Annotated in this window: 31 protein-coding genes, 1 tRNA gene and 1 pseudogene; 22 read left to right on the top strand and 11 right to left on the bottom strand. The window is 67.4% G+C overall.

The annotated features are described in order from the left end of the window. The first annotated feature begins 51 nt into the window (after window positions 1-51). The 7 genes and pseudogenes from eno (at window position 52) to ACZ9GM_RS07455 (ending at window position 4,996) form a co-directional block, all read left to right on the top strand. On the top strand, window positions 52-1,338 hold the full coding sequence (eno, locus tag ACZ9GM_RS07485) for a phosphopyruvate hydratase (protein WP_291473134.1): 1,287 nt from the start codon (window positions 52-54) through the stop codon (window positions 1,336-1,338). A 10-nt stretch (window positions 1,339-1,348) separates the two neighbouring features. Continuing rightward, entirely contained in the window at window positions 1,349-1,930 is a 582-nt protein-coding gene (locus ACZ9GM_RS07480) for an FtsB family cell division protein (RefSeq protein ID WP_291473133.1), read from the top strand. A gap of 46 nt (window positions 1,931-1,976) precedes the next feature. Further along, the gene (locus ACZ9GM_RS07475) at window positions 1,977-2,534 is read left to right on the top strand and encodes a DUF501 domain-containing protein (RefSeq protein ID WP_476037515.1); all 558 of its coding nucleotides are present in this window, start codon (window positions 1,977-1,979) and stop codon (window positions 2,532-2,534) included. After that, a complete protein-coding gene (locus ACZ9GM_RS07470; protein WP_476037514.1) occupies window positions 2,531-3,478 on the top strand; it encodes a Ppx/GppA phosphatase family protein in 948 nt (315 codons plus the stop codon). Before ACZ9GM_RS07475 ends, ACZ9GM_RS07470 begins: the two co-directional genes overlap by 4 nt. Window positions 3,479-3,501: 23 nt before the next feature. After that, a complete protein-coding gene (locus ACZ9GM_RS07465) occupies window positions 3,502-4,491 on the top strand; it encodes a zinc-binding metallopeptidase family protein (protein WP_476037513.1) in 990 nt (329 codons plus the stop codon). Window positions 4,492-4,556: 65 nt separating this feature from the next. Then, window positions 4,557-4,630: transfer RNA gene (locus ACZ9GM_RS07460), tRNA-Leu, on the top strand. 1 nt (window position 4,631) lies between these two features. Continuing rightward, window positions 4,632-4,996, top strand: a pseudogene (locus tag ACZ9GM_RS07455) (NAD(+)--rifampin ADP-ribosyltransferase). Here the strand turns inward: ACZ9GM_RS07455 and ACZ9GM_RS07450 are convergent. Both ACZ9GM_RS07450 and ACZ9GM_RS07445 read right to left on the bottom strand, forming a co-directional pair. Continuing rightward, on the bottom strand, window positions 4,993-6,264 hold the full coding sequence (locus ACZ9GM_RS07450) for an HNH endonuclease signature motif containing protein (protein ID WP_476037512.1): 1,272 nt from the start codon (window positions 6,262-6,264) through the stop codon (window positions 4,993-4,995). The pseudogene ACZ9GM_RS07455 and the gene ACZ9GM_RS07450 sit on opposite strands and share 4 nt — an antisense overlap. Window positions 6,265-6,441: 177 nt before the next feature. Next, on the bottom strand, window positions 6,442-7,005 hold the full coding sequence (locus ACZ9GM_RS07445) for a hypothetical protein (RefSeq protein WP_476037511.1): 564 nt from the start codon (window positions 7,003-7,005) through the stop codon (window positions 6,442-6,444). A gap of 174 nt (window positions 7,006-7,179) precedes the next feature. Here ACZ9GM_RS07445 and ACZ9GM_RS07440 point away from each other — a divergent pair, with 174 nt between their 5' ends. The 11 genes from ACZ9GM_RS07440 (at window position 7,180) to ACZ9GM_RS07390 (ending at window position 15,633) form a co-directional block, all read left to right on the top strand. Next, window positions 7,180-7,488 (top strand): MFS transporter, encoded by a 309-nt coding sequence (locus ACZ9GM_RS07440; protein ID WP_476037510.1) that lies wholly within the window; start codon window positions 7,180-7,182, stop codon window positions 7,486-7,488. After that, window positions 7,437-7,811, top strand: coding sequence for a hypothetical protein (locus ACZ9GM_RS07435; protein WP_476037509.1), 375 nt, complete (start codon window positions 7,437-7,439; stop codon window positions 7,809-7,811). The genes ACZ9GM_RS07440 and ACZ9GM_RS07435 overlap by 52 nt, the downstream gene beginning before the upstream one ends. Continuing rightward, complete coding sequence (locus ACZ9GM_RS07430) at window positions 7,804-8,046, top strand: hypothetical protein (protein ID WP_476037508.1); 243 nt, start codon at window positions 7,804-7,806, stop codon at window positions 8,044-8,046. Before ACZ9GM_RS07435 ends, ACZ9GM_RS07430 begins: the two co-directional genes overlap by 8 nt. Next, window positions 8,043-8,228: a hypothetical protein gene (locus tag ACZ9GM_RS07425; RefSeq protein ID WP_291475018.1), complete on the top strand. Its 186-nt coding sequence runs from the start codon at window positions 8,043-8,045 to the stop codon at window positions 8,226-8,228. The genes ACZ9GM_RS07430 and ACZ9GM_RS07425 overlap by 4 nt, the downstream gene beginning before the upstream one ends. An 86-nt stretch (window positions 8,229-8,314) precedes the next feature. After that, window positions 8,315-8,881, top strand: coding sequence for a manganese efflux pump MntP (locus ACZ9GM_RS07420; RefSeq protein WP_291475016.1), 567 nt, complete (start codon window positions 8,315-8,317; stop codon window positions 8,879-8,881). A gap of 51 nt (window positions 8,882-8,932) precedes the next feature. Next, on the top strand, window positions 8,933-9,691 hold the full coding sequence (locus tag ACZ9GM_RS07415; protein ID WP_291475014.1) for a sulfite exporter TauE/SafE family protein: 759 nt from the start codon (window positions 8,933-8,935) through the stop codon (window positions 9,689-9,691). A gap of 133 nt (window positions 9,692-9,824) precedes the next feature. Next, window positions 9,825-10,172, top strand: a complete 348-nt coding sequence (locus ACZ9GM_RS07410; protein ID WP_476037507.1) for a hypothetical protein — start codon at window positions 9,825-9,827, stop codon at window positions 10,170-10,172. A gap of 67 nt (window positions 10,173-10,239) precedes the next feature. Next, window positions 10,240-10,644 carry a glycoside hydrolase family protein gene (locus ACZ9GM_RS07405; RefSeq protein ID WP_476037506.1) on the top strand — a complete coding sequence of 135 codons (405 nt, stop codon included), beginning with the start codon at window positions 10,240-10,242 and terminating at the stop codon, window positions 10,642-10,644. A 29-nt stretch (window positions 10,645-10,673) separates the two neighbouring features. Next, window positions 10,674-10,901 (top strand): hypothetical protein, encoded by a 228-nt coding sequence (locus tag ACZ9GM_RS07400; protein ID WP_476037505.1) that lies wholly within the window; start codon window positions 10,674-10,676, stop codon window positions 10,899-10,901. A gap of 17 nt (window positions 10,902-10,918) precedes the next feature. Beyond that, window positions 10,919-13,459: a YhgE/Pip domain-containing protein gene (locus ACZ9GM_RS07395; protein ID WP_476037504.1), complete on the top strand. Its 2,541-nt coding sequence runs from the start codon at window positions 10,919-10,921 to the stop codon at window positions 13,457-13,459. Further along, window positions 13,456-15,633, top strand: a complete 2,178-nt coding sequence (locus ACZ9GM_RS07390) for a YhgE/Pip family protein (RefSeq protein ID WP_476037503.1) — start codon at window positions 13,456-13,458, stop codon at window positions 15,631-15,633. Before ACZ9GM_RS07395 ends, ACZ9GM_RS07390 begins: the two co-directional genes overlap by 4 nt. Before the next feature lie 6 nt (window positions 15,634-15,639). Here the strand turns inward: ACZ9GM_RS07390 and ACZ9GM_RS07385 are convergent, their stop codons facing one another. From ACZ9GM_RS07385 to ACZ9GM_RS07365, 5 genes are all read right to left on the bottom strand, one after another. Beyond that, a complete protein-coding gene (locus tag ACZ9GM_RS07385; protein WP_476038326.1) occupies window positions 15,640-16,386 on the bottom strand; it encodes an SCO1664 family protein in 747 nt (248 codons plus the stop codon). Then, window positions 16,386-16,886, bottom strand: coding sequence for a DUF3090 family protein (locus ACZ9GM_RS07380; protein ID WP_476037502.1), 501 nt, complete (start codon window positions 16,884-16,886; stop codon window positions 16,386-16,388). The genes ACZ9GM_RS07385 and ACZ9GM_RS07380 overlap by 1 nt, the downstream gene beginning before the upstream one ends. Window positions 16,887-16,895: 9 nt before the next feature. Then, a complete protein-coding gene (locus tag ACZ9GM_RS07375) occupies window positions 16,896-18,266 on the bottom strand; it encodes an MSMEG_4193 family putative phosphomutase (RefSeq protein ID WP_476037501.1) in 1,371 nt (456 codons plus the stop codon). A 4-nt stretch (window positions 18,267-18,270) separates the two neighbouring features. Then, window positions 18,271-19,080: a siderophore-interacting protein gene (locus ACZ9GM_RS07370; RefSeq protein WP_476037500.1), complete on the bottom strand. Its 810-nt coding sequence runs from the start codon at window positions 19,078-19,080 to the stop codon at window positions 18,271-18,273. A 138-nt stretch (window positions 19,081-19,218) separates the two neighbouring features. After that, window positions 19,219-19,410 (bottom strand): hypothetical protein, encoded by a 192-nt coding sequence (locus ACZ9GM_RS07365; protein ID WP_291475000.1) that lies wholly within the window; start codon window positions 19,408-19,410, stop codon window positions 19,219-19,221. Window positions 19,411-19,506: 96 nt separating this feature from the next. Between ACZ9GM_RS07365 and ACZ9GM_RS07360 the strand changes: the two genes are divergently transcribed. Continuing rightward, window positions 19,507-19,713: a hypothetical protein gene (locus ACZ9GM_RS07360; RefSeq protein ID WP_291474999.1), complete on the top strand. Its 207-nt coding sequence runs from the start codon at window positions 19,507-19,509 to the stop codon at window positions 19,711-19,713. Here the strand turns inward: ACZ9GM_RS07360 and ACZ9GM_RS07355 are convergent. Continuing rightward, window positions 19,710-20,573, bottom strand: coding sequence for a LysR family transcriptional regulator (locus ACZ9GM_RS07355; protein WP_291474998.1), 864 nt, complete (start codon window positions 20,571-20,573; stop codon window positions 19,710-19,712). The two genes, ACZ9GM_RS07360 and ACZ9GM_RS07355, sit on opposite strands and share 4 nt — an antisense overlap. A gap of 70 nt (window positions 20,574-20,643) precedes the next feature. On the opposite strand from ACZ9GM_RS07355, the gene ACZ9GM_RS07350 reads away from it, so the two are divergent. The 3 genes from ACZ9GM_RS07350 (at window position 20,644) to ACZ9GM_RS07340 (ending at window position 22,895) form a co-directional block, all read left to right on the top strand. Then, a complete protein-coding gene (locus ACZ9GM_RS07350; RefSeq protein ID WP_291474997.1) occupies window positions 20,644-21,726 on the top strand; it encodes a YbfB/YjiJ family MFS transporter in 1,083 nt (360 codons plus the stop codon). 1 nt (window position 21,727) lies between these two features. Beyond that, a complete protein-coding gene (locus ACZ9GM_RS07345; RefSeq protein WP_291474996.1) occupies window positions 21,728-22,354 on the top strand; it encodes a pyridoxamine 5'-phosphate oxidase family protein in 627 nt (208 codons plus the stop codon). Window positions 22,355-22,421: 67 nt separating this feature from the next. Beyond that, window positions 22,422-22,895 carry a DUF4442 domain-containing protein gene (locus ACZ9GM_RS07340; RefSeq protein ID WP_291474995.1) on the top strand — a complete coding sequence of 158 codons (474 nt, stop codon included), beginning with the start codon at window positions 22,422-22,424 and terminating at the stop codon, window positions 22,893-22,895. A gap of 5 nt (window positions 22,896-22,900) precedes the next feature. Here ACZ9GM_RS07340 and ACZ9GM_RS07335 read toward each other — a convergent pair whose 3' ends face one another. The 3 genes from ACZ9GM_RS07335 to ACZ9GM_RS07325 all read right to left on the bottom strand — a co-directional run bounded on the left by ACZ9GM_RS07335 (window position 22,901) and on the right by ACZ9GM_RS07325 (window position 25,737). Next, entirely contained in the window at window positions 22,901-24,088 is a 1,188-nt protein-coding gene (locus ACZ9GM_RS07335; RefSeq protein WP_476037499.1) for a hydroxymethylglutaryl-CoA synthase, read from the bottom strand. Between the two features lie 14 nt (window positions 24,089-24,102). Then, a complete protein-coding gene (locus ACZ9GM_RS07330) occupies window positions 24,103-25,155 on the bottom strand; it encodes a hydroxymethylglutaryl-CoA reductase (RefSeq protein WP_291474991.1) in 1,053 nt (350 codons plus the stop codon). Between the two features lie 87 nt (window positions 25,156-25,242). Continuing rightward, window positions 25,243-25,737 carry a methylated-DNA--[protein]-cysteine S-methyltransferase gene (locus ACZ9GM_RS07325; protein WP_291474990.1) on the bottom strand — a complete coding sequence of 165 codons (495 nt, stop codon included), beginning with the start codon at window positions 25,735-25,737 and terminating at the stop codon, window positions 25,243-25,245. Between the last annotated feature and the right edge of the window lie 76 nt (window positions 25,738-25,813).

Raw genomic sequence — 25,813 nt, 5'->3', positions numbered from 1 at the left:
GTGGGCGACCACGTTCCTGCTCCTTCACCCAGCCGAGGAGGCTGACCACCCATGGCAGAAATCATGCAGATCAACGCCCGCGAAATCCTTGACTCCCGCGGCAACCCGACCGTCGAGGTCGAGGTGTTCCTCGAGGACGGCAGCATCGGACGGGCGGACGTCCCGTCCGGCGCCTCCACCGGCGTGCACGAGGCCCACGAGCTGCGTGACGGCGGTGACCGCTACCTGGGCAAGGGTGTCCAGCAGGCCGTCGACTTCGTCAACGGTGAGATCGACGAGGCCCTCGCCGGCTACGAGGCCGACGACCAGCGCCTGATCGACACCAAGCTCATCGAGCTCGACGGCACCGACAACAAGTCCCGCCTCGGCGCGAACGCCATCCTCGGCGTCTCGCTCGCCGTCGCCAAGGCCGCGGCCGAGTCTGCCAACCTGCACCTGTTCCGCTACGTCGGCGGCCCGAACGGCCACGTCCTCCCGGTCCCGATGATGAACATCCTCAACGGTGGCGCCCACGCCGACTCCGGCGTCGACGTCCAGGAGTTCATGATCGCCCCGATCGGTGCGGAGACCTTCTCCGAGGCACTACGCACCGGCGCCGAGGTCTACCACTCCCTGAAGAAGGTCATCAAGGACAAGGGGCTGTCCACCGGCCTGGGTGACGAGGGTGGCTTCGCCCCCTCCGTCGGTTCCACCCGTGAGGCCCTCGACCTCATCGACGAGGCCGTCACCGCCGCCGGCTACACCCTGGGTAAGGATGTCGCCCTGGCCCTCGACGTCGCCGCGTCCGAGTTCTACGACAACGACAAGAACGTCTACAACTTCGAGGGCGGCCAGCACTCCGCCGCCGAGATGGCGCAGGTCTACAAGGAACTCGTCGAGGAGTACGCCCTGGTTTCCATCGAGGACCCGCTGAACGAGGACGACTGGGAGGGTTGGGCCACCCTGACCGCCGAGATCGGCGACAAGGTGCAGCTCGTCGGTGACGACCTCTTCGTCACCAACCCGGCCCGCCTGCAGGAGGGCATCGACAAGAACGTCGCCAACGCCCTGCTGGTCAAGGTGAACCAGATCGGTACCCTCACCGAGACCCTCGACGCCGTCGCGCTGGCCCACAACAACGGTTACCGCTCGATGATGTCCCACCGTTCCGGTGAGACCGAGGACACCACCATCGCCGATCTCGCTGTCGCCCTGAACTGCGGCCAGATCAAGACCGGTGCCCCGGCCCGCTCCGAGCGTGTCGCGAAGTACAACCAGCTGCTGCGTATCGAGAGCTACCTGGAGGGCGCCGCCACCTACGCCGGTGCGTCGGCTTTCCCGCGCTTCACCGCGAAGTAGAATCCGCCGTATGACGGAGTCACCGGAACACCTCCCCGCGCCGCGGTCCACCGAGGCGCGGTCCCGCCGTGCCCGCGCGGCGAAGGACGCACCACGACAGCTGGCACGTTCGTTCGTGCAGCTGAAATCCTCGGTGAATCCGGGTGTTCTGCTGATCGCCGTGCTCGTCCTGGCCGCGGTGGTCATCTCGGTGTCCCAGCCGCTGCGCAACTACTTCGAGCAGCGGGCGGACATCGCCGAGGTCACCGCCAAGATCGAACGCCAGGAGGCGGAGAAACAGGCGCTGACCGAGGAGATCGAGAAGTACGGCAGCGAGGCCTACCTCAAGGAGCAGGCCCGTACCCGCCTCGGTCTGGTCGAACCGGGGGAGACCGCCTGGCGACTGCTCGACCCGGGCATCGACTCCGGCGCCGACTACGTGCCCGGTGAGGTGACGGAGTCCGACGAGCCCGAGACCCCCTGGTACAGCCAGCTGTGGGGATCGGTCACCACCCCGCCGGACGCCGAGGACGAGGCGGATGAGGACGCCCCGCCGCCGGAGGGCGAGTCTCCGAACCTGCCGGTCGCCCCGGATCCTGCGCCTGAACAGTAACTGCACCGAGCCAACCGCACTGAGTCACAGAGAGAAGAAACACCCGATGAGCGTGTCCGACGAGGACTTCGAGATCATGTCCCACCAGCTGGGACGGAAGATCCGGGGGGCCGTCGAGGTCTCCTACCGCACCCCGGACGGTCAGCCGGCCGTGGTGAAGACCGCCCCGAAGCTCCCCGACGGCACCCCGTTCCCCACGCTCTACTACCTCACCGACCCGCGGCTTACCGCGGAGGCCTCCCGCCTCGAGGTCGCCGGTGTGATGCGCACGATGCAGGCACGTCTCCGGGAGGACGTCACCCTGGCGGCGGACTACCTGGCCGCCCACGAGCACTACCTGGCCGAGCGCAACGCCATCGAATCACTGGGTACGGATTTCTCCGGCGGCGGCATGCCTGACCGGGTGAAGTGCCTCCACGTGCTCATCGCCTACGCCCTGGCCGAGGGGCCGGACCGGGTGCGACTCGGGACGGAAGCCGTGGCACTGGCCGCGGCGAACAATCCGAAACTCTCCGGTACCGCGATCCCGGCGGACTGGCCGACCCCGGAGGACCTCGGGACCTCTGTGGAGGCCGCCTTCGACGAGTCGGAGGAGCTCAAGTGAGCGTCTTCGCCGCGATCGACTGCGGGACGAACTCCATCCGCCTGCTCGTCTCCCGGGTTGAGGCGGACGGTTCCCTGACCGAGCTGAACCGGGACAACATCATCGTGCGTCTCGGCCAGGACGTCGACGCCACCGGACGCTTCGCCGACGAGGCTCTGGCCCGGGTGGACGCCGCCCTGGAGAACTACGCCGACCGCATGGTGTCGCTCGGTGCGGTGGACGTGGTGATGGGCGCGACCTCCGCGACACGTGACGCCTCCAACCGCGAGGAGTTCTTCGCGATGACGCGGCGTCACCTGGGGCGGGTCCGTTCCGGGGCGCAGGCCGAGGTCATCCCTGGTGAGCGGGAGGCGGAGCTCTCCTTCGCCGGTGCAGTCATCGACCTGCCCCCGCAGGACGGTCATACGCTGGTTTTCGACCTCGGTGGTGGTTCCACCGAGTTCGTGGTGGATGCCGGTCGCGGCGGCGCGTACTCGACCCGGATGGGCTGTGTGCGACTGACGGAGCGTTTCCTGCATTCGGACCCGCCCGTGGCGTCCGAAACTGAGGCGGCGGCGGAGTACGTCGCCGGGCAGCTCGACGAGGCTGCCGGGCACGTCGATCTCGGATCGGTGACCCGGATCGTCGGTGTGGCCGGCACGATGACCACGTTGGCGGCGGTACACCTCGGACTGGACGCCTATGACCCGTCACAGACGCATATGGCGTCTCTACCGTTGGACGGGTTCCGGGAGACCGCCCGCCGGGTGCTGGGCGAGTCGGTGGAGACCCGCCGCGCGTACCCGGTGATGCACCCGGGACGTGCCGATGTCATCGGTGGTGGCTGCCTGGTGTTCGACGCCGTGGCGTCCCGTTTCCTGGATCAGGGACTGGAGACGATCACGGTGAGCGAGAAAGACATCCTCGACGGGCTGCTGGCGGAGGTTGTCGCCCGGCACGCGTGAATCCGCTGTGCCAAACTCAGCTGATGAAAGCGTGCAGCTGCCGGAACTGCGGCAATGACCTGTTTTTCGAGAACTCCGTGTGCGTCGGGTGCGGGTCTGAGCTCGGCTACTCCCGCAGTGAGCAGAACATCGTCCCGCTCGACGGCGAGGGAGTCTATGTCGACGGTGGGGGCGTCTCCTGGCACGTGTGCCGCAACCTCGACCTGTCAGGGTGCACCTGGCTGGTGCAGACGGCCGGCGACCAGTGCGAGGCCTGCGACTTCACCCGCACACGTCCGAATGACGAGGACGCCGTGGGACTCAGTAATTTCCTGATGTCGGAACGGGCGAAGCGTCATCTGTTCGCGGAGCTGGACGCCCTGGGCTTTACTCTGGTCAACCGGGCCGATGATCCGGTGAACGGTCTGTGTTTCGACCTGCTGTCGTCGGTGGACGAGAATGTGGTCACGGGGCATGCGAACGGTGTGGTCACCATCGATCTGGGTGAGGCCGACGGCGTGCACCGCGAGTACGTGAAGAGTCAGCTCGACGAGGTCTACCGGACGATGTCGGGGCATTTCCGCCACGAGGTCGGACACTATATCGAGTGGCAGTTCGTCGAGAACGGTCCTGCGGAGGTGCTTTCCCGGGCCAGGGAACTGTTCGGCGACGACCGGGTCGATTACCAGGAGACGATCAACAGGCACTATTCAGAGGGGCCGCCGGAGAACTGGGAGGAGTCCCACATCTCGGCGTACGCGACGATGCACCCGTACGAGGACTTCGCGGAAACCTGGGCACACTACCTGCACATCTCTGACACTGTGGAGACAGTGGTCCGGTACGGGTTGATTTCCCCGCTGGCGGTGGAGGGACGGTCGTTCCGTGAGCTGGTGACCTCGGTATGGATGCCACTGTCCACCGCACTGAACATGGTGAACCGCTCGATGGGCAGTGACGACCTGTACCCGTTCGTTATCCCGTCGCCGGTGCTGGACAAGTTGGACTTCGTGGCGTCGCTGAATCCTGCGTAGGGGGCTGTCGAGAGAGCGGGGTCGTGAGGGAAAGGGGTGCCCCCACCGGGTAGGTTGTGGTGTGCGCCCCTTTAGCCCAATTGGCAGAGGCAGCGGACTTAAAATCCGCTCAGTGTCGGTTCGAATCCGACAAGGGGCACATGTCTCTTGAAGAGGGTCCGTTCTTCCACGGCACAGCTGCCGCCCTGGTTGTCGGGGACCTTCTGTCGCCGGGGTTCCGGTCGAACTACCGCCCTGAGGTCGTGATGAATCACGTGTATTTCACGGCTCTGGTGGACGGCGCGGGGGAGCGCCGCATGTCTACGAGGTGGAGCCGGTGGGGAACTTCGTCGATGATCCGAATGTCACGGACAAGAAGTTCCCGGGGAACCCGACCCGTTCCTACCGCAGCGAGGCACCGATCCGGGTGGTGCGGGAGATCACCGAATGGACCCGTCTGGCTCCGGATGCACTGGGGCAGTGGCGGGTGAGGCTGGAGACCCCGTGCGGGGAGATCATCAACTAGAAGGGGATGGGTTCCTCAACGACCATTGCGGAGGCTCCGACGGTCTGGAAGGTGAGGCGGGTGATGTAGTTCCAGTGGTCGCGGGTCTTCTGGTGTTCTTTCCTGGTTCTGGTTTTGTGGGCGAGGCGTTGGTCGAAGGTGAGGTTGGCGTGGGCCAGTGGTCCGGTGGGGACGGTGGTGACGGTGTGGTTGTCGTCGATGCTGGAGACGATGGTGGTGCCGTCGGTCAGGCGGGTGTAGTCGGTCAGTCCGAGGGTCTTGAGGATGTGGCAGCGTCGGCACAGTGACTGCATCTCGCGGGTGTCGGTGTGCGGGTTGTTGTCGTAGCGGTGGATGTGGTCGGCGTCTGCGGTGGCGGCGGGGTTGTCGCAGCCGGGTGCGCGGCAGGTGCCGTCGATACCGGCGATGAGAGCTTTCTGTGCTGTGGTGGCGAAGCGGCCGTGGTGGGTGGAGTGGGAGGGGACGGTCAGTTCGGTGACCCGGCGCATCCAGGTGTCGGGGGCGGTGCCGGTGAGTTCCTGGTTTTCGAGGTGCATTTGTCCGGTGTCGAGGTTGCGGTAGCAGTTGAGGGTGACTTTCACTTCGCCGGCGGTGCCGTGGAGCAGTTCGGTGAAGGCGGTGGCCCGGGAGGTGTTGTGGGCGGTGGCGATGGCGTCGATGATGCGGGTGGCGCCGATGGCTTCGTCGGTGGGTAGGGTGATCTGGAAGACGGTGTAGTCGGTGTCGGTGGTGTCGATGGTGAAGTTGAGGTGCAGGTCGGGGGTGGGGAGTTCGGGGTCTTCGGGGTCGGCGGGGCGGGCGTCGGGTTGGTGGGTGGTGAGGATGGCGGTGGCCTGGCGGCGGAGGGTGCGGGGTCCGGGGACGGCCTGGTTGGGGCGGGTGGGGGTCAGTAGGGTGGCGAGTTCGGTGTCGACGGCTTCGAGGTGGGTGTCGTCGAGGGTGCAGGTCAGCTCGGCGAGGATGCGTAGCAGGTCGATGTTGAAGGCGCCGCAGGCCAGGGCGGTGCGGGTGCGGGGCATGCGGGTGAGCATGGTGCCGATGTCGCAGTAGGTCAGTGCTTTGCTGCGGGTGATGCCGAGGGTGCGGGCGAGGTGGTCGGCGGTGCGGTAGACGTTGTCGTCGGGGTCGGGGGTGCAGGTGGCGGCGAGGTCGAGTTCGTGGCGGTTGATGCGTAGTTTTGCTGTCGCGGCGGGGTGGGGGTTGGTGACAATCGACCAGGACGGTGGTGGTGGAGACGGGGTGAGGAGGTTGTCCAGTAGGTCGATCATGTGTGTGGGTCGTCGGTGGACGAAGGTGTGGCGGTGCATGGTGTCTCCGGTGGTGGTGTGGGTGGAGAGTGTCTCGCTTCCTATGGTACATGCGACACCGAAAAACATGCACGTGTTCGATTATATTGTGGGGCGATAATCCTGCCGTCCTGGCCGCAGTGGGACGCATCGGCACCATCACCACGGCATCCTCCGCCCGGTCCACGGTGGTGTCCTCCGCAGGATTTCTTCGACTTCGTAGAGCGGGAGGTTCTCGCGACGGGCCTCGGCCGCACGACCCATCTCGACCAGCGCTTCGGCGGGGGCGGGGGCGAGGCAGGCCCAGGCGGTGCCGTCCCAGTGGACCATGAGGAGGAGCACCATGGCGCCGTCCGCCCCGTGGTGGTCGATCAGTCTGGCGTCCTTCAGCTCGGTGAAGGCGACGGCACGCAACGGGCCGCGGGGACGCTCTGCCACGAACCCCTCGTCGAAACGGTGCATGATCAACGGGCCAATCCGCAGGCGGAACAGCTCCGCATAGGTCCGTAGCATTCCGGCGACCAGGATGTACAGGGCCGGCAGTCCGAGCAGTGGCAGGACAAGCCACCAGGGTTCCGGCACCAGGAATGCGGCGGTGACAAGGAGGATGCCGAGGAGGAGCAGCAGGGGTCCGCCGACGATGCTGCGCCAACTGTGCCGGCGGCTCACCTGGTCGGAGCGGTGCCACAGGCCGAGGACAGCCGCCTCCGCGGCATCGGTCACGCGGTTCACCGGGCACCCTTCCATGTCCGAGGCTCTGGCGGAGTCATGGTCATGGAATGATCTTCCCACTATTGCCCGGGACGTGGCAGGGCAACTGCTGTGAGGCGGGTTATACAAGGCCGTGGGAAAGCCCCTCCCTCCGACATCGGCTTCGGCCCACGGTTCGCAGCCCCGGTGCTGCTGGGACCCGCACTGAACCCGATCAACACCACCATGATCGCGATCGCGCTGGTCCCCATCGCCCAGGCGACCGGGGTTTCGGCGGCGCCGGCGATCTGGCTCGTCGCAGGGCTCTACATCGTCAGCGCCGTAGCCCGACCTGCGCTGAGACGCGTCGCCGAGATCTTCGGACCGAAGAAGGTCTACGTTGCCGGCCTCCTCTGTGTCATGGTCGGCGCCCTCGGCGCCCTCGTCGGATGGGAGAGCTCCGGGTGGAATCCCCGTACATCGACATGCGCATGCTGGTGCGTAACGGCGCGCTGACCAGGACCTGTCTGCGGATGCTCATCACCTACACCGGCATGTACCTCATGGTCTACGGATTCACCCAGTGGCTGCAGGACGCCGCGGGCTACTCCGCCGACCACGCCGGTCTCATCCAGCTGTCCACCACGGCCTTCGCCCTGGTGTGCTCCTGGATCGTCGCGCGGAGTTCCTCGGTGCGGAAACCGCTGATCGCCGGCTCCGTGCTGCTGCTGCCCCGGCGCCCTGCTCTTGGTCTTCGTGGACGCCGGGAGTTCTCTGGTCTACCTGCTGCTGCTCGTCGGTGTCTTCGGGATCACCCAGGGCCTCGGTTCGGTGAGTAACCAGGAGGTCGTCTACCACAATGCTCCGAAGGGACAGACCGGGTCGGCGTCCGGGCTGTCCCGTACGGCGATCCAGATCGGGGCGACCATCGCGTCCAGCATCATCGGACCGGTGTTCGGGGAGTCCACCACCGATGCCGGCGTGCACACGCTCGCGTGGATAGTGCCCCCCGGACTGGCAGGTTCGCTCCTCACCGTGGCGGATCCGGCGTTGAAGGGAAAAGAGCCTGAATGACTGGCATCACCCAGCCCGGCGCGCTGGTCGTGGCGTGCGTGGTCCTCATCGCCGTCCCTGGACCGTCGGTGCTCTTCCTCGTCGGCCGGGCGCTGAGCCACGGCCGGGACATCGCCCTGCTCACCGCAGTCGGCAACGCAATCGGATGTTACGCCGCGGGCGTCATCGTGGCGGTGACCTGACGACGACCGGATCATCCGGTTTCTATAGTTTGAACTTCTGAGAGCACCCTGGACTAACAGGTATATCGACAGGCATGCTCTTCGGCGTGTCTCTACTCTCCCTGATCATGCTCGGCATCGGCGTTTCCGCGGATGCCTTCGCCGCCGCACTCGCCATCGGGGTCCGGAAGACCAGGATCACGGGGCGGATGGTGGTCACTGTCGGCTCTGTCTTCGCGGTCTTCCAGATCGTCATGCCGCTCATCGGCTGGGCCCTGGCATCCTCGTTCTCGACCTTCCTGGCCCCGGTGGACCACTGGATCGCCTTCGTGCTGCTGGTACTGCTCGGGGTGAACATGATCCGCGAGGCACTCGGTCCCGACGAGACGAGCAAGGGGCCGAAGGATCGGCTCGACCTGCGTAGACTCGCGGTCCTGGGGCTCGCCACGAGCATCGACGCGCTGGCGGTCGGTGTCTCACTGGCGGTGACACATGTCTCCGTCGTCGAGGCGGTGGCCGTGATCGGCGCGATGACCTTCCTGCTCTCGGCGATGGCCGTCCTGATCGGACACCGGGCGGGGATGCGTTTCCGGCGTCCTGCGGAGATTCTCGGTGGGCTGGTGCTCATCGCCATCGGTACCCGGATCCTGATGGAGCATCTCGGGGTGTGGTGAGGCCGCCCCCGGCTTCCGGAACGGAACAGGGTAGGCCTACCGTAGGACCTCGTGATCATCGTCGCCCTTGTCCTGCTCGTCGCCGTTCTCATCGGCGCGATTCTCCAGCGCATCACCGGGATGGGGCTCGGACTCGTCGCAGGACCGGTGCTCTCCGTCACGCTCGGGCCCGCCGCCGGTGTCACGGTCGTCAACGGACTCTCGGTGGTCAACGCGGCGAACAATGCCTGGGCGGTCCGCGCCCGGACGGACTGGCACCGGTTCCGCTTCCTTATCGGCGGACTGGTCGTCGGGTCGGTGCCGGCGGCGTTCGTGGTGACCGCCATCGACGGACCGTGGCTGCTCGTCACCGTCGGTCTGCTGGTCATGGCGGCGCTGAGTGTGTCGATGCTCAACACGGAGAAACTGCGGGTCAGTGAGAAGTCCCGGACGGCGATGATCATCACAGGCGTCGCCGGCGGATTCATGAGCACCCTCGTCGGCATCGCGGCCCCCGCCTTCACCATCTACGCGCGGATCATGAGGTGGGACTACCGGGACTTCGTCGCCACCCTGCACCCGGTGATCCTCGTCGCCAACCTGCTGTCCTTCGTGGTGAAGCTCATCGTCCTCGGCGGAATCGACGTCGGTGGGCTGCCGGTGTGGATCTGGGTGGTGGCGCTGGCCACGATCTTCGTCGGCGCCTGGTTCGGGGACCGGCTCAATGACCGGATGTCCAGCAACGGCATGCGGAAACTGGCGACCCTGCTGGCGTTCGCCGGTGCGGCGACACTGCTCATCCAGGGGCTGATCGGGCTGATCGGCGACTGAGAGCACTGAGAGCACTGAGAGCGCTGAGAGCACTGAGAGCACGGAAAGTCGATACGCTTTCCGGAATGAAAAGAACTGCGGCGACGGTAGTCGCGACCGGAACGACCGCGTCCCTCACCGTCACCGCCGGCCCGTGGCGTCCGAGGCGCACTACACGCCGGAGAATAACTGGATCAACGACCCCAACGGGCTGGTCTACGTCGACGGTACCTGGCACATGTACGACCAGTACAGTCCGACCGGTCCGGTCCAGTATCTCCTGGGGGCACGCCACCAGGGCCGACCTGGTCAACCGGACCGAGCAGCCACTGGCGATCCTGCAGACCCCCAACGGCGTGGGCTTCAGCACCGGGGACATCTTCTCCGGCTCAGTGGTCGTCGACGAGGGGAACGCCTTGCGGGCCGGGGACCGCGGAGAATCTCCCGCTGGTGGCGCTGTACACCAGTAACAACACGGTCCTGGATCCCGACGCGCCGCTGATCCAGGCGCAGTCCGTGGTCTGACTCCCTCGACGGCGGCTACACCTGGGAGAAGTACGGGGAACCCGGTGCTCGACCGGGGATCCCGTAAGTTCCGCGACCCCAAGGTATTCCGCTGTGACGGCTACCGGGTCATGGCGGTGGTCGAGGCGGAGGAGCACCGGGTGCTGTGCTGTACCGCTCGGACGGCCTGCTGGACTGGGGCTACCTCTCGGGGCTACCTCTCCGATGTCGGGCCGATCGGCGCGACCGGCGGGGTGTGGGAGTGTCCGGACCTGTCCGAACCGCCGGTGGACGGCGACCCGGACAACACCCGCTGGGTGATGACCGTGAACCTCAACCCCGGGGCGGTCGGCGACTTCGACGGGACGACCTTCACCCCGGACGGTACGGGGGAGCAGTGGCTCGACTACGGCCGGGACTACTACGCCGTCGTGTCCTACGACAACGCCCTGACGACCGGCGCATCATGACCGCCTGGATGAGCAACCGGTAGTACTCGTTGCTCACGCCCTTCGACCCGGCACACCCGTTGCGCTCGGGGATGTCCCTGCCGCTGGAGGTCACGCGCACCGACACCGGGGACCGGACCAGCCTGTCGCAGCAGCCGGTGTCCCTCGACGGGTACCGGGACGTGGACGCGGCGTCCACCGGGGTATCGGCCTTCGCCGAGGGAGGGGACACGGGCATCAGCGCGCTGACTGTGACACCGTTGCATCCGACCCAGTGATGATACGGTCAGCACCTGTGAACGCAAGTTGGTCAGTTTTCGCCCGGGACGCCGGTCGTCTCCTGCGGACTCCGAAGGTCTGGGTCATCGTCATCGGGGTGCTCTTCACCCCGGCGCTGTATTCCTGGGTCAACATCGCCGCCTTCTGGGACCCCTACGGCAACACGGGGAACATTCAGGTTGCCGTGGTCAACGAGGACAAGGGGGGTGACTCCGACCTCACCGGGGAGCTTGACGTGGGCGCCCAGGTCGTCGACCAACTCAAGGAGAATGACCAGCTGGGCTGGCAGTTCATGGATGCCGACGAGGCAGACGACTCGCTGCGTAAGGGGGACGTCTACGCCTCGATCACGGTCCCGGAGACCTTCACCTCGGACATCCTCAGTATGTTCCAGGGCACCTACTCGGAGCCGACGCTGCTCTACCAGGTCAACGAGAAGGACAGTGCGGTCTCCCCGAAGATCACCGACCAGGGGGCGACCACGCTCGACACCACCGTGAACTCGGTGTTCAAGAAGATGGTCGCCGAGGCCGTCACCACCGAACTCAGCTCCGCCGGCGGTGACCTGGCGGACAGTCTCACCGGCGTGCAGGACCGGACGGCCGATGCCTTCGACGAGACCGCGCAGACCATGTCGGCGGCCCGGGGAAGCCTCACCCGGATCCAGGACAGCCTCGGCGGGGCGGGATCGACCATCGCCGCCACGCAGGACACCCTCGACTCGGTCGACACCGCGATCGGGGAGGCAGTGAGTGCCCTGGACCAGGTGCGCGACATCATGTCCGACGTCCAGGAGCAGGTCTCGACCTTCACCGGGGACGCCACGGACTCCTACCTGGGAATCAACCGGGCACTGACGGACGCCACGTCCGACGCCGATGCCGCGGTCGCCGCCGTCATCGGTGAGCTCGACCGGGCCGGGGCGGCGATCGGTAGCGCCGGCCGCGATGCTTCAGGAGCGCTGGCACAGAGCGAGCGGGTCATCCGTCAGCTCGAGAACATGCTCGACGGTGCGGCGATCACCCCGGGGGCCGCACAGCCCCTGCAGGACGCCCTGGACGACCTCCGGGAACGCAGGGCCGCCGACCGGGCACTGGTCGACAGTCTCACCACCCTGGGGACTGACGCGACCGACGCGGCGTCCACGGTCAGCGCCGCGGCCGACGCCTTCGGGACGGCGACCGACGACACCCGTGCCGCTGCGCGGGCAATGCAGACCTCGGTGTCGGATGCACTGCCCGGCCTGAACTCCGCGATCGACAGTGTGAACTCCACCGCCGGCCGGTTCTCCGGTGCACTGGATTCGACCCGTACCCTGCTGCAGGAGTCGTCCGACCTGCTCGACGGGGTCGATGACGGACTCGACCGGGTCGACGGCCTCATCGACTCCTTCGACGGGAACCTCTCCGGGATCGAGAGCGGTCTGCGTACCGCGAAGACCGACATCCTCGCCCTGAACATCGCCTCTGACGGCAGTCTGCTGCACAGCGTCACCGACCTTGATTCTGACAGTATCGGCCGGTTCATGTCGACCCCGGCGGAGGTGGAGAGTCACGCGGTGTACCCGGTCAGCAGCTACGGGTCCGGGATGGCGTCCCTGTTCACGAACCTGTCGCTGTGGATCGGCGCGTTCATGCTGATGATCATCTTCCGCACCGAAGTGGACCGGGCTGGCATGCGGCGGCTCACCGTCGGCCAGGCCTACCGTGGCCGGCTGATGCTGCTCGGCGCACTGTCGGTGGCGCAGTCGGTGGTCGTCACCGTCGGCGACCTGATCCTCGGGGTGCAGACCGTCAACCCGCTGGCGTTCGTCGGGACCGGCGTCCTCACCGGACTGGCGTACCTCACCATCATCTACGCCCTGGTCTCGGCACTGGGGCACATCGGACGCGGCATCGCCGTGGCGCTGGCGTTCATCCAGATCCCGGGTGCGACGGGTTTGTACCCGATCGAGATGATGCCGGACTTCTTCCAGTCGATATCGCCGTTCCTGCCGCTGACCCACGGCATCACGGCGCTCCGCGAAACCGTCGGCGGCTTCTACGGCGACCACTGGTGGCGGGCGATGGGCCTCCTCGCCCTGATGGCGCTGGTCGCCTTCGTGGCCGGCATGCTGGCGAGACGCTGGCTGTCCAACGTCAACCGGCAGGTCAACGACCAGCTGGATGAGGGTGGTCTCATCATCAGCGAGAAGGTGGAGATCACCGGCAGCGGATACAGGCTCAGCGACACGGTGGGCGCGCTGCGCGACCGGGAGGGCTTCCGCGACGAGATAGACCGGAGGTGGCGTCGACTGCGGGAGAACTACGCCCTGTGGCTGGGGCTGTCGGTGATCGTCGGTGTCCTCGGTGTGGTGGTCCTCGGCGTGCTGGCCAGGATGATCCCGGACCAGAAGACGCTGTTCTTCGGTCTGCTGTGCCTGTGGTTCCTGCTCGTCATCGGCTTCATCGCCGGGCTGGACTACATCCGGCAGAGCTACCGGAGAGCGCATGACGTGGCCGAGATGTCAGAGGACGAGCTGCAGCTCGCCGTCGCCGACAAGGGGGAGAAGGCATGAGCAGGATCGCAGAGATCGTCCGCGGCGACCTGAAGGCCGCAGGACGCAACGTCATGACCGGCATCGTGCTGTTCGGTCTGGTGGTCATCCCCATGCTCTTCGCTGTGTTCAATGTACTCGCGAACTGGGATCCGTTCGGCCGGACCGATGAGCTGAAGATCGCCGTCGCCAGTGCCGACGAAGGTCATGAGAGCGACCTGGTGCCGCTGTCGCTGAACCTCGGTGACCAGGTCCTGTCGCAGCTCAGCCGCAACGACCAGATCGACTGGGTCATCACCGACACCGATGACGCGGTAGAGGGGACGAAATCGGGTGAGTACTACGCCTCGATCGTCCTGCCGGAGGACTTCAGTACCTCCCTGCTGACCTTCTACGCCGCCGGGACCGAGCCGACCCAGCTCGAGCTGTACACCAACGAGAAGAAGAACGCGCTGTCCACGGTGATCACCGAGCAGGGTGCAGAGGGTGTGATCGCCCAGATCAACGACACCTTCGCCGAGATCATCGGCAGTGTCGGGCTGGGTGTGGTCTCGTCCCTGGACAACTACCTCGAAGAGGACGACACCAAGGCAGCGATCGACCGGATCGAGGCGCGGGTGGAGAACATCGGTGTCCAGCTGCGTGCCGGGGCGCAGACCGTGCGCTCCCTCACCGGCATGCTGGACTCCACCGCCCCGTTGCTCGAGGGCGCAGGGAACATCGCCCGGGCCGCCGGTGCCCAGTTCGACGACACCGGCTCCGATCTCGGCGGTGGGGCGGACGCCACGGACAGCCTGGACTCGACCCTGCGCAGTGCCGCGGCGTCGCTGGAACAGGCACTGTCCTCGACCGCCGACAGCTACAGCGCGGTCGGTGACCAGCTGGACTTCCTCTTCGACAGCGCCGGGAACGCCGGGACCGGTACGGCGGCGACGTTCACCGACCTCGCCACCCGGGTCAAGCAGCAGACCGACGGTTTCCGCGCGGTCCGTGCGACCCTCGACGACACCGTCGGTGCGGCGCTGCCGGCCGGGGCTCAGGCCGGGTACGACCGGGCGCTGGCCGGGCTCGATGCGGCGATCGACCGCAGTGACGACCTGCACGACCGGCTCACGCAGACCGCGCAGGACATCACCGACGGCACCGCCGATGCACAGGCGTCCCGGCAGAGCGTGCAGGATGCGCTGGACCGGGCGTCGACCGCTGTCGACGGAGCGGTGTCGGCCTACCGGCAGGACCTGCAGCCGCAGATGACGCAGCTCGGCAGCACCCTCGACGACCTCGGCGACAGTATCGCCACCGTCAAGGAGGACCTTGCGGGCGTCACTGCGTCCTTCAGGGATTCACCGGGATCACTGCAGGAGACGCTGGACCGGGCGAGGTCGGCGACGGTGTCCGTCGCCGACAAGCTTGAGGAGCACGCCGACCAGTTCGAGGAGATGGCGGACGCGCTGTCGACCGCCGGCGGGACCGGGGACTTCTCGAAACTGGCCCGGGTCGTCGGTGACGACCCGGAGGCCCTGGCCGCGCAGCTGGCGGCCCCGGTGTCGGTCGACCGTGAGGCGGTCTATCCGGTGGCCAGTTTCGGTGCGGGAATGGCTCCGCTCTACGTCACTCTGGCGCTGTGGGTCGGTGCGGTGCTCACCGCGGTGTTCGTGCGTCCTCGCGTGGACGGGGAGGGGGAGACGTACACCCGTGCCCAGGCCTACCTCGGAAGGTTCGGCTTCTTCGCCCTGATCGGACTGGCGCAGGCCACCCTGGTGGCCCTCGGCATGATCGTCTTCGTGCAGATCGGGGCCGCGCATCCGTTCCTGTTCACGGTGTGCTGCTGGGTGACATCGCTGGTGTTCCAGCTCATCGTCTACACCCTGGTGCTGTCGTTGGGCAGTGCCGGTAAGGCGGTGGCGGTGCTGCTGCTGGTGCTGCAGGTGTCCGGTGGCGGCGGCGCGTACCCGCTGCCGCTGCTGCCCGGATGGTTCCAGACGCTCAGCCCGTGGCTGCCCGCCACCCACGCGATCGACGCGATGCGGGCGGCGATCGCCGGAATGTACCGGGGTGACCTGTGGATCGAACTCGGTATCCTGCTGCTGTTCGCCGTGCCGTTCCTGATCCTCGGTCTCTGGCTGCGCGGGCTGCTGGACGGCTACAACCGGTCAACGAATGAGGCTATCGAGAAGACGAAGGTCATGGCCTGAGCCGGCTCAGAAGACCGGCCAGGGCACGGCAGGCATGTCGCCGGCCGGGCAGGGGAAGACACCGGTCTCCAGCAGGTCGTCACAGCGGCGGCGCAGGGCTTCGATCTCCGCGAGGGCGAGATGGTCGGCCAGTGCCTCGCCGAGGTCGGCGTCCAGCCCGTCCCGGACCGCCGTGACGCCGTCGAGTTCCTCGGTGGTGAGCGATTGGCCGACCCAGCCCCAGAGCACGGTGCGCAGTCGCGGCTCGGTGTGGAAGGTCACCCCGTGGTCCACGCCGAAGCGGTGACCGTCGGCCATGGGGAGGATGTGGGCGCCCTTGCGGTCGGCGTTGTTGACCAGCACATCGAAAACCGCCATGCGGCGCAGGGCGGGGGAGTCCTCGTGAATGACGGAGACCGCGACGTCGTCGGCGTCGTAGCCGTCGAGGACGTGGTGGAATCCCGGCGGGATCTCACCGGCGGGGACGAGGTCGACCGGGTCCTGGCCTGGGTCGGCGTCCTGCCAGAGCTGCAGCATGCCGGTGCCGAACTGCCCGTCGCCGAGCCAGGTGGTCGGTACGATGTTCCAGCCGGTCGCCTCGGAGACGAGGTAGGCGGCGACCTCACGGTGGGCGAGGGTCCGGTCGGGGAAGTCCCACAGCGGCTTCTCGCCGCAGACCGGCTTGTAGACCACGGCGGTGGCGTCATCCCCGGTGCCGATGTGGCCGAGGAAGGTCGCGTTGGAGGCGGTGGTGATCCGGCCGGTCAGTTCCATCACTGCTGGTCGCGACCGGCGGCGACGACGGCCCGGGTGCGTTCGACGAAGGCGAGGGCGGAGCCGACGGGGATGCGGACGACGAAGAGCTGCTCGGGTTCGATGTCCTCGATGGAGGTGATGCCCTCCAACTGCTCCGGCGCGATCTCCGGGGCGGGCGCGGCCTCGATGACGACCTGGGTGGTCGCCGGGTCCCAGCCGAGGGTGAGGACGCCGACGCGGAACTCCTCGTCGAGGGGGAGGTCCAGCGGCTCATTGTCGACGAGCAGTGCGTCTGTCTCGTCCGGGACGCTGGCCGGGTTGCCCTCGAGTTCGCGCAGCTGGCTCAGCAGCTCGTCGATCCCGTCAGCCAGCGCGGCGGACTGCTGCTTCTCCAGAGCGACGCTGAAGGTCCGGTTGTGGTCCTTCGCCTGCAGGTAGAACGTCCGGTCACCGGGCAGTCCCACGGTGCCGACGATGAAACGGTCGGGCCAGTCGAATCCGTGTGTGATGGTGGACATGACCTGATCCTAGTGCCCGGCGCCGCCGCCCACCTGCGGGGCGTCCTGCTGTGTTCCGTGTCGTGCGGCTTTCGCCAGCCAGGAAAGGTCCCCGGCTGTGGTGTTGACGCAGAGTACGTGGGGTCCGGCGGCGGTGTAGCTGATGACGGTGACGGACGCCGGGTCGGCGTGGACGCGCTGGAAATTGTCGAAGGGAATGCCGTAGGCGTCGGCGATGACCGCCTTGATGATGTCGCCGTGGCTGACGGCGGCCCAGACGGCGTGGGGGCCGTGGGCGTCGGTGATCTGTGCGTCGTGCTTTCTCACCGCCGTGACGGCGCGGGCCTGCATGTCGGTCAGTGACTCGCCGCCGGGGAAGGCGGCCTCGCTCGGCCGGTCGGTGACGGTCTTCCAGAGCGGCTCCTTGGCGAGGTCGGCGAGTTTCCCGTTCTGCCAGTCGCCGTAGTCGCACTCGGTGAGATCGTCCTCGACGGTGAGCGTCGCGGGGGAGGTGGCGTCCTGCAGGGCGAGGAGGGCGTCCGCGGTCTGCCGGGTGCGTTCCAGCGGACTGGTGACGATCGTGGTCAGCGGGATCGCGGCGAGGCGTTCGGCGGTGCGTCGGGCCTGTTCAAGGCCGGTGCCGTCGAGGAGGACGCCGGGGGTGCGGCCGGCGAGGACGCCGGCGGTGTTCGCGGTGCTGCGTCCGTGGCGGACGAGGATGACGGTGGCCATGGGGTCGAGGGTAGGCGGGATCAGGACTCTATGGAGTAGCGCACGCCTTGGTTGTCGAACTGCCGCCGGGTCCTGGCGGACGCGCCGATGAGGACCACGGACCCGGCCTCGCGCGGCGGTGGGGAGGTCGCTGAAGGAGTCGGTCACGAACTCGGCGTGGGCGATGTCGACGCCCAGTTCGTGGAGCGCCACGACCTTGCGCGCGCCGAGGCGGTGGTCGGTGACGTCCATGCCCGTCGGGGTCTCCGACAGCTCTGATGCGGAGAGCAGATCGTAGGGGACGCCGGCCGCCTCCAGCAGGTTTGCCGCGAGCCGACGCTCGGTCGCGGTGGCGATGACGATGGTCGCGCCCTGCGCCTTCTGCCGCCGGATCCGGTCGACGGCGGATTCACGGATCCATGTGCGGCTGCCGCCGACCCGCCTGCCGAAATCCTCCACATGGCGGGAGTAGTCCGCGTCGTGGAATCCACGGTGGGCGATCCTCGCGATGCGGACGCCCAGGATCCGTCGGACCTCCTCGTCCCTACTGAGGAACCGCCGGACGGCGAGCGGAATCGCCGGGACCAGGCGCCACGGTCTGCGGCACAGTTCGCCGACGGTGAAAGTGGTGTACGTGTCCCGGGTGGTGATGACACCGTCCAGGTCGTAGACGATCAGGGAGGCGGTCATGTTCTCAGCTCGGTGCCGACTTGCCGATCTTCCAGTAGCCGCTGAAGGTGATGTTCGCCTTCGGGACGCCGCAGTCGTTGACGAGATGCCGGCGCACACCCTTGATGAGTGCGGACTCGCCGACGGTGAAAGCGTAGAGGTCGGCGGAGATGTTCAGTTCCTGCAGCGCGGGGAGGGCGAGGGTGCCGGGGTCGTCCGTGGGCTTCCGAACGAGCCAGTGCACGCTCATGCCTTCGGGGGCCTCGCCGTCCTGCCTGTCCTGCTCGTCGAATATCTCGATGACGGCGTGACCGGTGGCGTCCCGTGGCAGGTCGCGGAGGATACCGAGCGCGGCGGCCATCCCGCTCTCGTCGGTGACGATGAGGGACTGCGCGGCAGGGACGGGCTTCCAGCCGCAGCCCTGGTCGACGAGGGCGACGGGCGAGCCGGGTTCGGCGGACACGGCCCAGGGGCCGGCGACGCCGGAGTCGCCGTGGATGACGAAGTCCACGTCCATCTCGGCGTCCCTGCCCTCGGACGCTGGGCGGAAGTCACGGACGGTGTAGTTGCGGATGGTCGGGCGGGAGCCCTTGGGCATCGCCATGAACTTGACCAGGGTGCCGAAGTTGAACTTCGCGGGGACCTTGTCGAGACGGTCGCCGCCGCCGACCGGGATGGCCAGCCGGAACCACTGGTCGAAGCCGAGCGGGACGAACGTGTCGAGGTCCTCGCCCGAGAAAGTCACCCGCTGCATGTGGGGAGTGACGCGTTCACTGCGTGCCACGCGAGTCTGGACGAGTCCTGAATCTGCGTGGGTGATTCCGATGTTCGGCATGGCCGTACCTCCGACGGGGTTCGGTGAGGGTTACTTCACAGAGGGTACGCCATCCAGCCGCAGGAATCCGGTGACGAGTACCGCTGCGAGACACAGCAGCGCGGCGAGGCAGGGCAGGATGCCGCTACCGGCTAAGAGTCAGCGCCAGGTGCCTTCGGGGGCCAGTGCGGAGGCGGCGGCGTAGCTGAGGCTGAAGCAGGTGCCCAGGTCGGCGGCCACTGGACCGACCAGCGGGATTACGGCGTAGAGCTGCATGAGGGTGCAGAGTCCGGTGGCGACGAGCAATGCGATGATGCCCGGGGTGGCCGGTGACTGTGTCCTCTGGTGCATGCGTCCTCATATCCGACGTATTGGTTGGAGGTGAGTGTCGTAGGGTTGCCGATGGGAGTCCGACGGATCAGTTGGACTTGTAGTCAGGAGGACGCGATGGCGTGGGGCGCCGAGGCGACGAAGGCGAGGATCCTGGACGCCGACCACCTCATGATCCTGGTGCTGGCTCTGGCCGGATGGTGGGCGACGGTGCCGCAGGTCGCGAGGATGATGACCGGTGCGGACGAAAGTGACGTAGACGAGGACGCGCGGCGCCGGGCGTCAGTCGTCGAGGCGGTGCGGCGGATGGCGGTGGTGGGTTAGCCGGGAACCAGCGTCTCCAGAAGCTCCCGTAGCGCGGGCGTCACCGTGTCCTTCCGCCAGACCAGGGCGATGTCGCTCGGCGGGACCTCCGGCAGATCCGCATAGAGCACGCCGGGATGTGGCGCGCGGTCCCGTGCAAGTACCGGCACCGCTCCGATGCCGGCCCCGGAGGCGATCAGCTCGATCCACTCCTCGAAGTTCGCGCAGGTGATGACGGTGCGGTCAGCCGGGGCGTGCTCCCAGGAGCCCGGATGCGTGGTCCCGGAGTTCGGGTTCGTGACCAGCGGCTCGGTCGCCAGGTCGTCCCAGGTGATCCGGTCTCCCGTGGCGTACTGACGGGCCAGCTCGGAATCCGCGGGGAAGACCGCGCACCGGTCCTCGCTACCGATGACCCTGGATGTCACCGAGGAGGACAACCGCCGGTGGGTGTTGCGGACCAGGGCGAGATCGACCCGGGTGGGGCCGGCCTCGTCCAGTGCGGCGACCGGGTCGTCGACACGTACCGGTGTGACCGTGAATCCGAGGTTTCCGCAGGTCTCCCGGAATCCGGCGAACCAGTCCGGTGGAAGCAGCCAGGCGAAACCGAGACGCAGTGAGCGGTGGGTACCGACCACGGAGGTGAAGGCATCCACCCGGGACAGGATGTCGCGTGCCGGGTCGAGTGCGCGTTTACCGTCATCCGTGAGAGTGACGCCGTGCGCCGACCGCACCAGCAGCCGGGCACCCACCATCCGTTCGAGCTGCTGGACGGTGCGGGTCAACGTCGGCTGGCTGATGTGGAGGACGTCAGCGGCCTCCGTGAGGGTGCCGTACTCGGCGGCGGCGACCAGGGTGCGCAGGTGCCGGAGTTCAGGTGTCATGCGTCCAACGTATAACACGACGACACACGGGTATTGGACGTGGTTCACGAGGGGTCCTACCGTCAGAGGAATGACAGTGACCACCACCGCAGGACACACCGCAGGCTTCGCTGTGGCGATGGGCATCGGACGGTTCGTCTACACCCCGATCCTTCCGGTGATGGGCGTGGCACTGGCCATGCCTTCGACCCACGGCTCATGGATCGCCGCAGCGAATTACCTGGGCTACCTTGTCGGCGCAGGAGTGCTGACGCGGCGTCCGGAATGGACGACGGCGGCCGTTCTGCGCGCCGGGCTGGTCGCCACGGTGCTGCTGCTGGTGGGGATGCCGCTGGTCCACGTACTGCCGTGGTTCATTCTGCTGCGGCTGCTGGCCGGGTCGGCGTCCGCCATGGTCTTCGTCTGTCTCGCCCACGGCATCCCGGCGCTGGAGCAGCGGGGTGGGTCCGCGGGCCTGGCCTTCGCCGGCGTCGGTGCAGGCATCGCGTTGTCGGGCGCGGCCGTGGGGCTGGCAGCGTCCGCGTCCTGGCCGGTGCTGTGGCTGGTCGCGGCGGCCGGAGCGGCTCTGCTGATCCCGGTGGCATGGAATGTCCCGGTGCCGGCGGCCGCACCCCGGGCAGGACGCGCTCCCCGGGTGCCGGGGCACCGTCTGCTCTCGGCGAGCTACCTGCTGGAGGGCATCGGCTACATCATCATCGGCACCTATCTCGTCGCCCTCGTCGCGCAATCGACCGGTGCGCGCGAAGCGACGTGGGTGTGGGTGGTGGCAGGGCTGGCCGCTGCACCGTCGACGCTGCTGTGGGCGGTGGTGGGACGCCGCGTCGGGCTGCGTCCGGCGCTGGTGGGCGCGTACGTGCTGCAGATTCTTGCGGCGCTGTTCCCGGTGATGGTCGGTGGAGTGGCCGGTGGCTACGTCGGCGCCGCCCTGTTCGGGACCACATTCATGGGGATCACCCAGATGACGATGGCACAGGCGCACCGTCTCGGGATCGGAGCGGTGGCGGCCGGTCTGACCCTGGTCTACGCCCTGGGGCAGCTGCTCGGCCCGATGATCGTGGCGGTGCTGCCCTCGGACGGGTACGGGCCGGCGTTCCTTGTTGCGGCGGGGCTTCTGACGGCGGCTACGGTACTGACAGTGAGTGGAAGGAACTGAGATGAGTTACGCGGACATCGCCTTCGACGGGTTCGTCAAGGCCAGGCAGGACGCCCGGGGCGTCGGCAACCGGGTGGACACCTCCGGGGCGTCCGGTAGGGAGCTCGACCCGAGGGACACGAAGCTGATCCGTCAGGCGCGGATGTTCATGATGTCCACCGTCACCGGCACCGGCTGGCCGTACGTGCAGCACAAGGGTGGCCCGGCGGGGTTCGTGAAGGTCCGGACGGTCGGTGGGCGGTCGCAGCTGATGTTCCCGGACTTCGCGGGTAACCGGCAGTTCGTCACCGCCGGAAACCTCGACCGGGATGACCGGGTGTGTCTGTTCTTCGTGGACTTCACGACGCGGTCCCGGGTGAAGGTCTTCGGGCATGCGCACACCACCGAGGATCCGGAGATCATCGAGCAGCTCCGTGACCTGAAGGACTCCCGGATCACCTCGGTGATCGAGCGTGCGGTGGTCGTTGACGTTGTGGCGTCCGATGCGAACTGCTCGAAGCAGATCACCCCGCGGTGGACGCGGGAGGAGGTTGAGGAGCGCATCGACCTGTACCGGAAGGACATCGCCGAGCGGGACGCCCGGATTGCGGAGCTGGAGGCGCGGCTGGCGGAGGCCGGGCGTGGCTGAAAGGATTTTTCCGCGGAACTGAGGAAACCATCCACGGAGCGTCCTCGGGCGGCATACCATTATCTCTGTGCTGAAACCATCCCCCCGCCAGCTGAAGTTCGTCCTCAACTTCTTCCCGCCCTACGTCGGCTCCGGCATCCGCATGAAGTACATCGCGACGGACGGTTCGCGGGTCGTCACCACCCACCGGCCGCGCCGGGTCAACGCGAACCTCGTCGGCTCCGCCTTCGGTGGCACGATCCAGACCATGACCGACGGGTTCTACCTGTTCATGGGGCTGACGCGCCTCGGCGGGGACTACAACGTGTGGGACGCTGAGTCCCATGTCACCTATCTTAAGCCCGGCCGCGGGAAGATCACCGCGGACATGCGCACCGATGACGCCACCTTCGACCTCATCCGCCAGAAGACCGCGGACGGGGAGAAGTACCTGCACTGGTTCACCACCGACATCACCGACAGTTCCGGCGATGTGGTCGCCACCGTGCGCAGCCGCGTGTACTTCCGGCTCAAGGAGCGGGCCCGGCCGCAGCTGGTGTAGCGGAGCTACCGCACCTCGTACTGGCGGGCCTGGTCGGTCACACCGGCGAAGCGGAACGGACCGGCGGTGACCTTCGGGGTGACCTGCTCCTCGCTGGTGCCGTGCGGGGCGGCGTGCAGGGCGCGGTACTCGGCGATGCTCACCGGCACGCGCTGGTCCAGCAGCTTCTCCGCCCGTGCCGGGTTACGGCGGGACAGGTAGCCCGGCTGCACGATGCCGGTGAAGAACTCGGACACACAGCCGGAACCGTAGCTGAACAGTCCGACGCGGCGTCCTTCCAGCGAATCGTCGTGGTCGAGCAGGGACGCGAGGCAGGAGTAGACCGAGGCGGTGTAGCTGTTGCCCAGCCGACGGTTGTAGATCGAGCTGGTGGCCAGGCCGGTGTCACGGCCGTCCGGCTCGTCACCCGGGTTCAGCGCGGTGCTGATCTCATCACCGGTGACCTCGCGCAGCCGCTGCTGCGCCTTCTTGGCCATCTTCGTGTACGGCTGGTGGTACAGGATCCGGTCGATGTCGGCGATGGCGGGACCGCCGTTGGCCTCCAGATCCTTCCACGCACCGGTGAGGGCGTCGAGGTAGGCACCGACCGAGAGGTGACCGTCGACGACGGCGGTGGTCGAGTCATTCGGACGCCAGAAGTCGTCGACGTCGGTGGTGGAGATACCGTTGGCCTGCTCGATCTCCAGAACGGCCGGGTCGGCGGACACAAGCATGGCGACCGCACCGGCGCCCTGGGTCGGCTCACCGGGGGAGTCCAGCTCGTAGCGGGCGTTGTCACTGGTGATGACGAGGACGCGCTCCTGCGGACTGCGGGCGACGATACCCACAGCGGCCTGCAGTGCGGCGGTGCCACCGTAGCAGGCCTGCTTCATCTCTACGACGCGGACGTTGCTCGGCAGTCCCAGCAGACGCAGCGCGGCCACACCGGCGGCCTTCGACTGGTCGACACCGCTCTCGGTGGCGAACAGCAGGGTGCGGATGCCGTCGGTGCCGTTGCGCTCCAGCAGGGGGAGGGCCGCGGCCGCGCCCATGGTGACGATGTCCTCGTCCTCGGCGAGCACACTCATCTGGGACTGGCCGAGCCCCAGGATGTACTTGCCGGGGGCGACGCCGGAGAACCCGGCGAGGTCAGCGAGTTCGACGACGTGATGGCCGGTGGCCATCTCCAGGTCGTGGATACCGATTGAGGTCATGGGTTCTCGCCTTTCTAACGTTCCATGGAGAGGTGGGTGGACATCAGCTCGCCGGGGTTGGTCTGTGCGGCGAGCAGGGACAGTTCACCGCAGAGTACGGCAGCGGCGATGAGGGACGCCAGACGCCGTGAATTGGCGCCGATCTCACGGTCCTCGCGGCAGCCGAGGCGCTCGAGAGCGGCGGTGACATCGGGCAGGTGCTTACCGCTGCCGACAGTACCGACGATGATGTTGGGGAGGGTGCAGGAGAAGTAGAGCCCGTCCTCGCGCGCCTCGGCGTAGGTGATGCCCTGGGAACCTTCGACGATGTTCGCAGCGTCCTGCCCGGTGGCCAGGTAGAAGCCCAGCAGCATGTTCGCGTAGTGGGCGTTGGATGAGCGCAGCGCGCCGGCGATGGTCGAACCGACGAGGTTCTTGCGCACGACCAGGTCCTCCAGCGCGGCCGCCGTGGTGCGCAGCCGGCGCTCGACGACCTCGTGCGGCATGAAGATCTCGGCGATGACGTTCTTGCCACGACCGAGGATGCCGTTGACGGCGGTGGCTTTCTTGTCGCTGCAGAAGTTGCCGGAGACCGAACCGTAGTCGAGGCCGAGATGCCAGGACAGGATGCGCTCCATGAGGGCGTCCGCGGCCTTGGTGACCATGTTGTGGCCGGAGGCGTCGCCCGGATTGAGTTCGAAGCGCACGTAGAGCAGGTTGCCGACGATCTCGGTGTGCAGGTCCACGAGGCGGCCGTGGCTGGTGGTGGACGCGACGGCGTCCCGCAGGTCCCCGATGCGGTCGAGGATGACGCGGGACGCCCCGAAGGCGACGGCGCCACTGTCGGCGACGAAGAGGACCGAGCGGGTCATGCACTCGCCGACCACGGTCGTCGTGATGCCGGCGGGCAGTTCACGCGAGATACTGGCACCCCGCCCGACCGAGGGCCACAACGGGGTCTCGAAGGTCGCCAGCGGAACCTCGACCTCCTCGTAGGCGTCTCCGCTGGTGAAAGCGTTTCCACTGATACGCAGCGGCCCCACCCACTGGGTGGGGATGGCGGTCGTCGTCGGCTCTGGTCGGTTCAAGTCAGGTCTTTCATGCGCAGTCGGACGGGTGGGATCTACTTCACAGTAGGTTACCTGTCGTCGCCGGCCCCGTTGCAGGATCCCCGGTCAGAGTGGACGCTCCAGCTCCAGCAGCAGGTTCTTGGCGTCGGCACCGCCGAGGTAGCCGCCGATCCCGCCGTCGGAGCGCAGCACGCGGTGGCACGGGATGACCAGCGGCAGCGGATTGGTCGCACAGGCCGTACCGACCGCGCGGACGGCGTTCGGGTTGCCGACGGACCCGGCGACCTCCTTGTAGGTACGGGTCTCGCCGTAGGGGATGCCGCGCAGGGCGCGCTGGACGGTCCGGCGGAAAGAATGCCCCGGCAGGGAGAGCGGCAGGTCGAAGTCGTGCCGGGTGCCGGCGAAGTACTCGTCCAGTTGAGCGGCGGCGTCCTCGAGGACGGGGGAGGTGCCCTCGGTGATGCTCTGCCCGGTCAGGGAGTGGAGCACGGCGTCGAAACCCTCGCAGGCGAAGGCGATGCGCACCAGGCCGTCCGAGGAGGACGCCAGGAGCAGCGGGCCGACAGGGGAATCGACCGTCCGGTAGGTGACTGCAGACATGGCCCCCACGCTAGTCGGCGAGGATCGCATCGACCACCAGCGGTTTGTCACGACGTGGGGTGCTGCGTCGTCATCC

The organism is Corynebacterium sp. UD i78 (assembly GCF_056280545.1).
This window is presented reverse-complemented; position numbering and strand designations above follow the sequence as displayed.

Bases quoted from the DNA above. Each gene is read 5' to 3' on its own strand.
- eno (WP_291473134.1), top strand. From the start codon at position 52: ATGGCAGAAATCATGCAGATCAACGCCCGCGAAATCCTTGACTCCCGC.
- ACZ9GM_RS07480 (WP_291473133.1), top strand. From the start codon at position 1,349: ATGACGGAGTCACCGGAACACCTCCCCGCGCCGCGGTCCACCGAGGCG.
- ACZ9GM_RS07475 (WP_476037515.1), top strand. From the start codon at position 1,977: ATGAGCGTGTCCGACGAGGACTTCGAGATCATGTCCCACCAGCTGGGA.
- ACZ9GM_RS07465 (WP_476037513.1), top strand. From the start codon at position 3,502: ATGAAAGCGTGCAGCTGCCGGAACTGCGGCAATGACCTGTTTTTCGAG.
- ACZ9GM_RS07450 (WP_476037512.1), bottom strand. From the start codon at position 6,264: ATGATCGACCTACTGGACAACCTCCTCACCCCGTCTCCACCACCACCG.
- ACZ9GM_RS07425 (WP_291475018.1), top strand. From the start codon at position 8,043: ATGACTGGCATCACCCAGCCCGGCGCGCTGGTCGTGGCGTGCGTGGTC.
- ACZ9GM_RS07390 (WP_476037503.1), top strand. From the start codon at position 13,456: ATGAGCAGGATCGCAGAGATCGTCCGCGGCGACCTGAAGGCCGCAGGA.
- ACZ9GM_RS07385 (WP_476038326.1), bottom strand. From the start codon at position 16,386: ATGGAACTGACCGGCCGGATCACCACCGCCTCCAACGCGACCTTCCTC.
- ACZ9GM_RS07380 (WP_476037502.1), bottom strand. From the start codon at position 16,886: ATGTCCACCATCACACACGGATTCGACTGGCCCGACCGTTTCATCGTC.
- ACZ9GM_RS07375 (WP_476037501.1), bottom strand. From the start codon at position 18,266: ATGACCGCCTCCCTGATCGTCTACGACCTGGACGGTGTCATCACCACC.
- ACZ9GM_RS07370 (WP_476037500.1), bottom strand. From the start codon at position 19,080: ATGCCGAACATCGGAATCACCCACGCAGATTCAGGACTCGTCCAGACT.
- ACZ9GM_RS07365 (WP_291475000.1), bottom strand. From the start codon at position 19,410: ATGCACCAGAGGACACAGTCACCGGCCACCCCGGGCATCATCGCATTG.
- ACZ9GM_RS07360 (WP_291474999.1), top strand. From the start codon at position 19,507: ATGGCGTGGGGCGCCGAGGCGACGAAGGCGAGGATCCTGGACGCCGAC.
- ACZ9GM_RS07355 (WP_291474998.1), bottom strand. From the start codon at position 20,573: ATGACACCTGAACTCCGGCACCTGCGCACCCTGGTCGCCGCCGCCGAG.
- ACZ9GM_RS07350 (WP_291474997.1), top strand. From the start codon at position 20,644: ATGACAGTGACCACCACCGCAGGACACACCGCAGGCTTCGCTGTGGCG.
- ACZ9GM_RS07345 (WP_291474996.1), top strand. From the start codon at position 21,728: ATGAGTTACGCGGACATCGCCTTCGACGGGTTCGTCAAGGCCAGGCAG.
- ACZ9GM_RS07335 (WP_476037499.1), bottom strand. From the start codon at position 24,088: ATGACCTCAATCGGTATCCACGACCTGGAGATGGCCACCGGCCATCAC.
- ACZ9GM_RS07325 (WP_291474990.1), bottom strand. From the start codon at position 25,737: ATGTCTGCAGTCACCTACCGGACGGTCGATTCCCCTGTCGGCCCGCTG.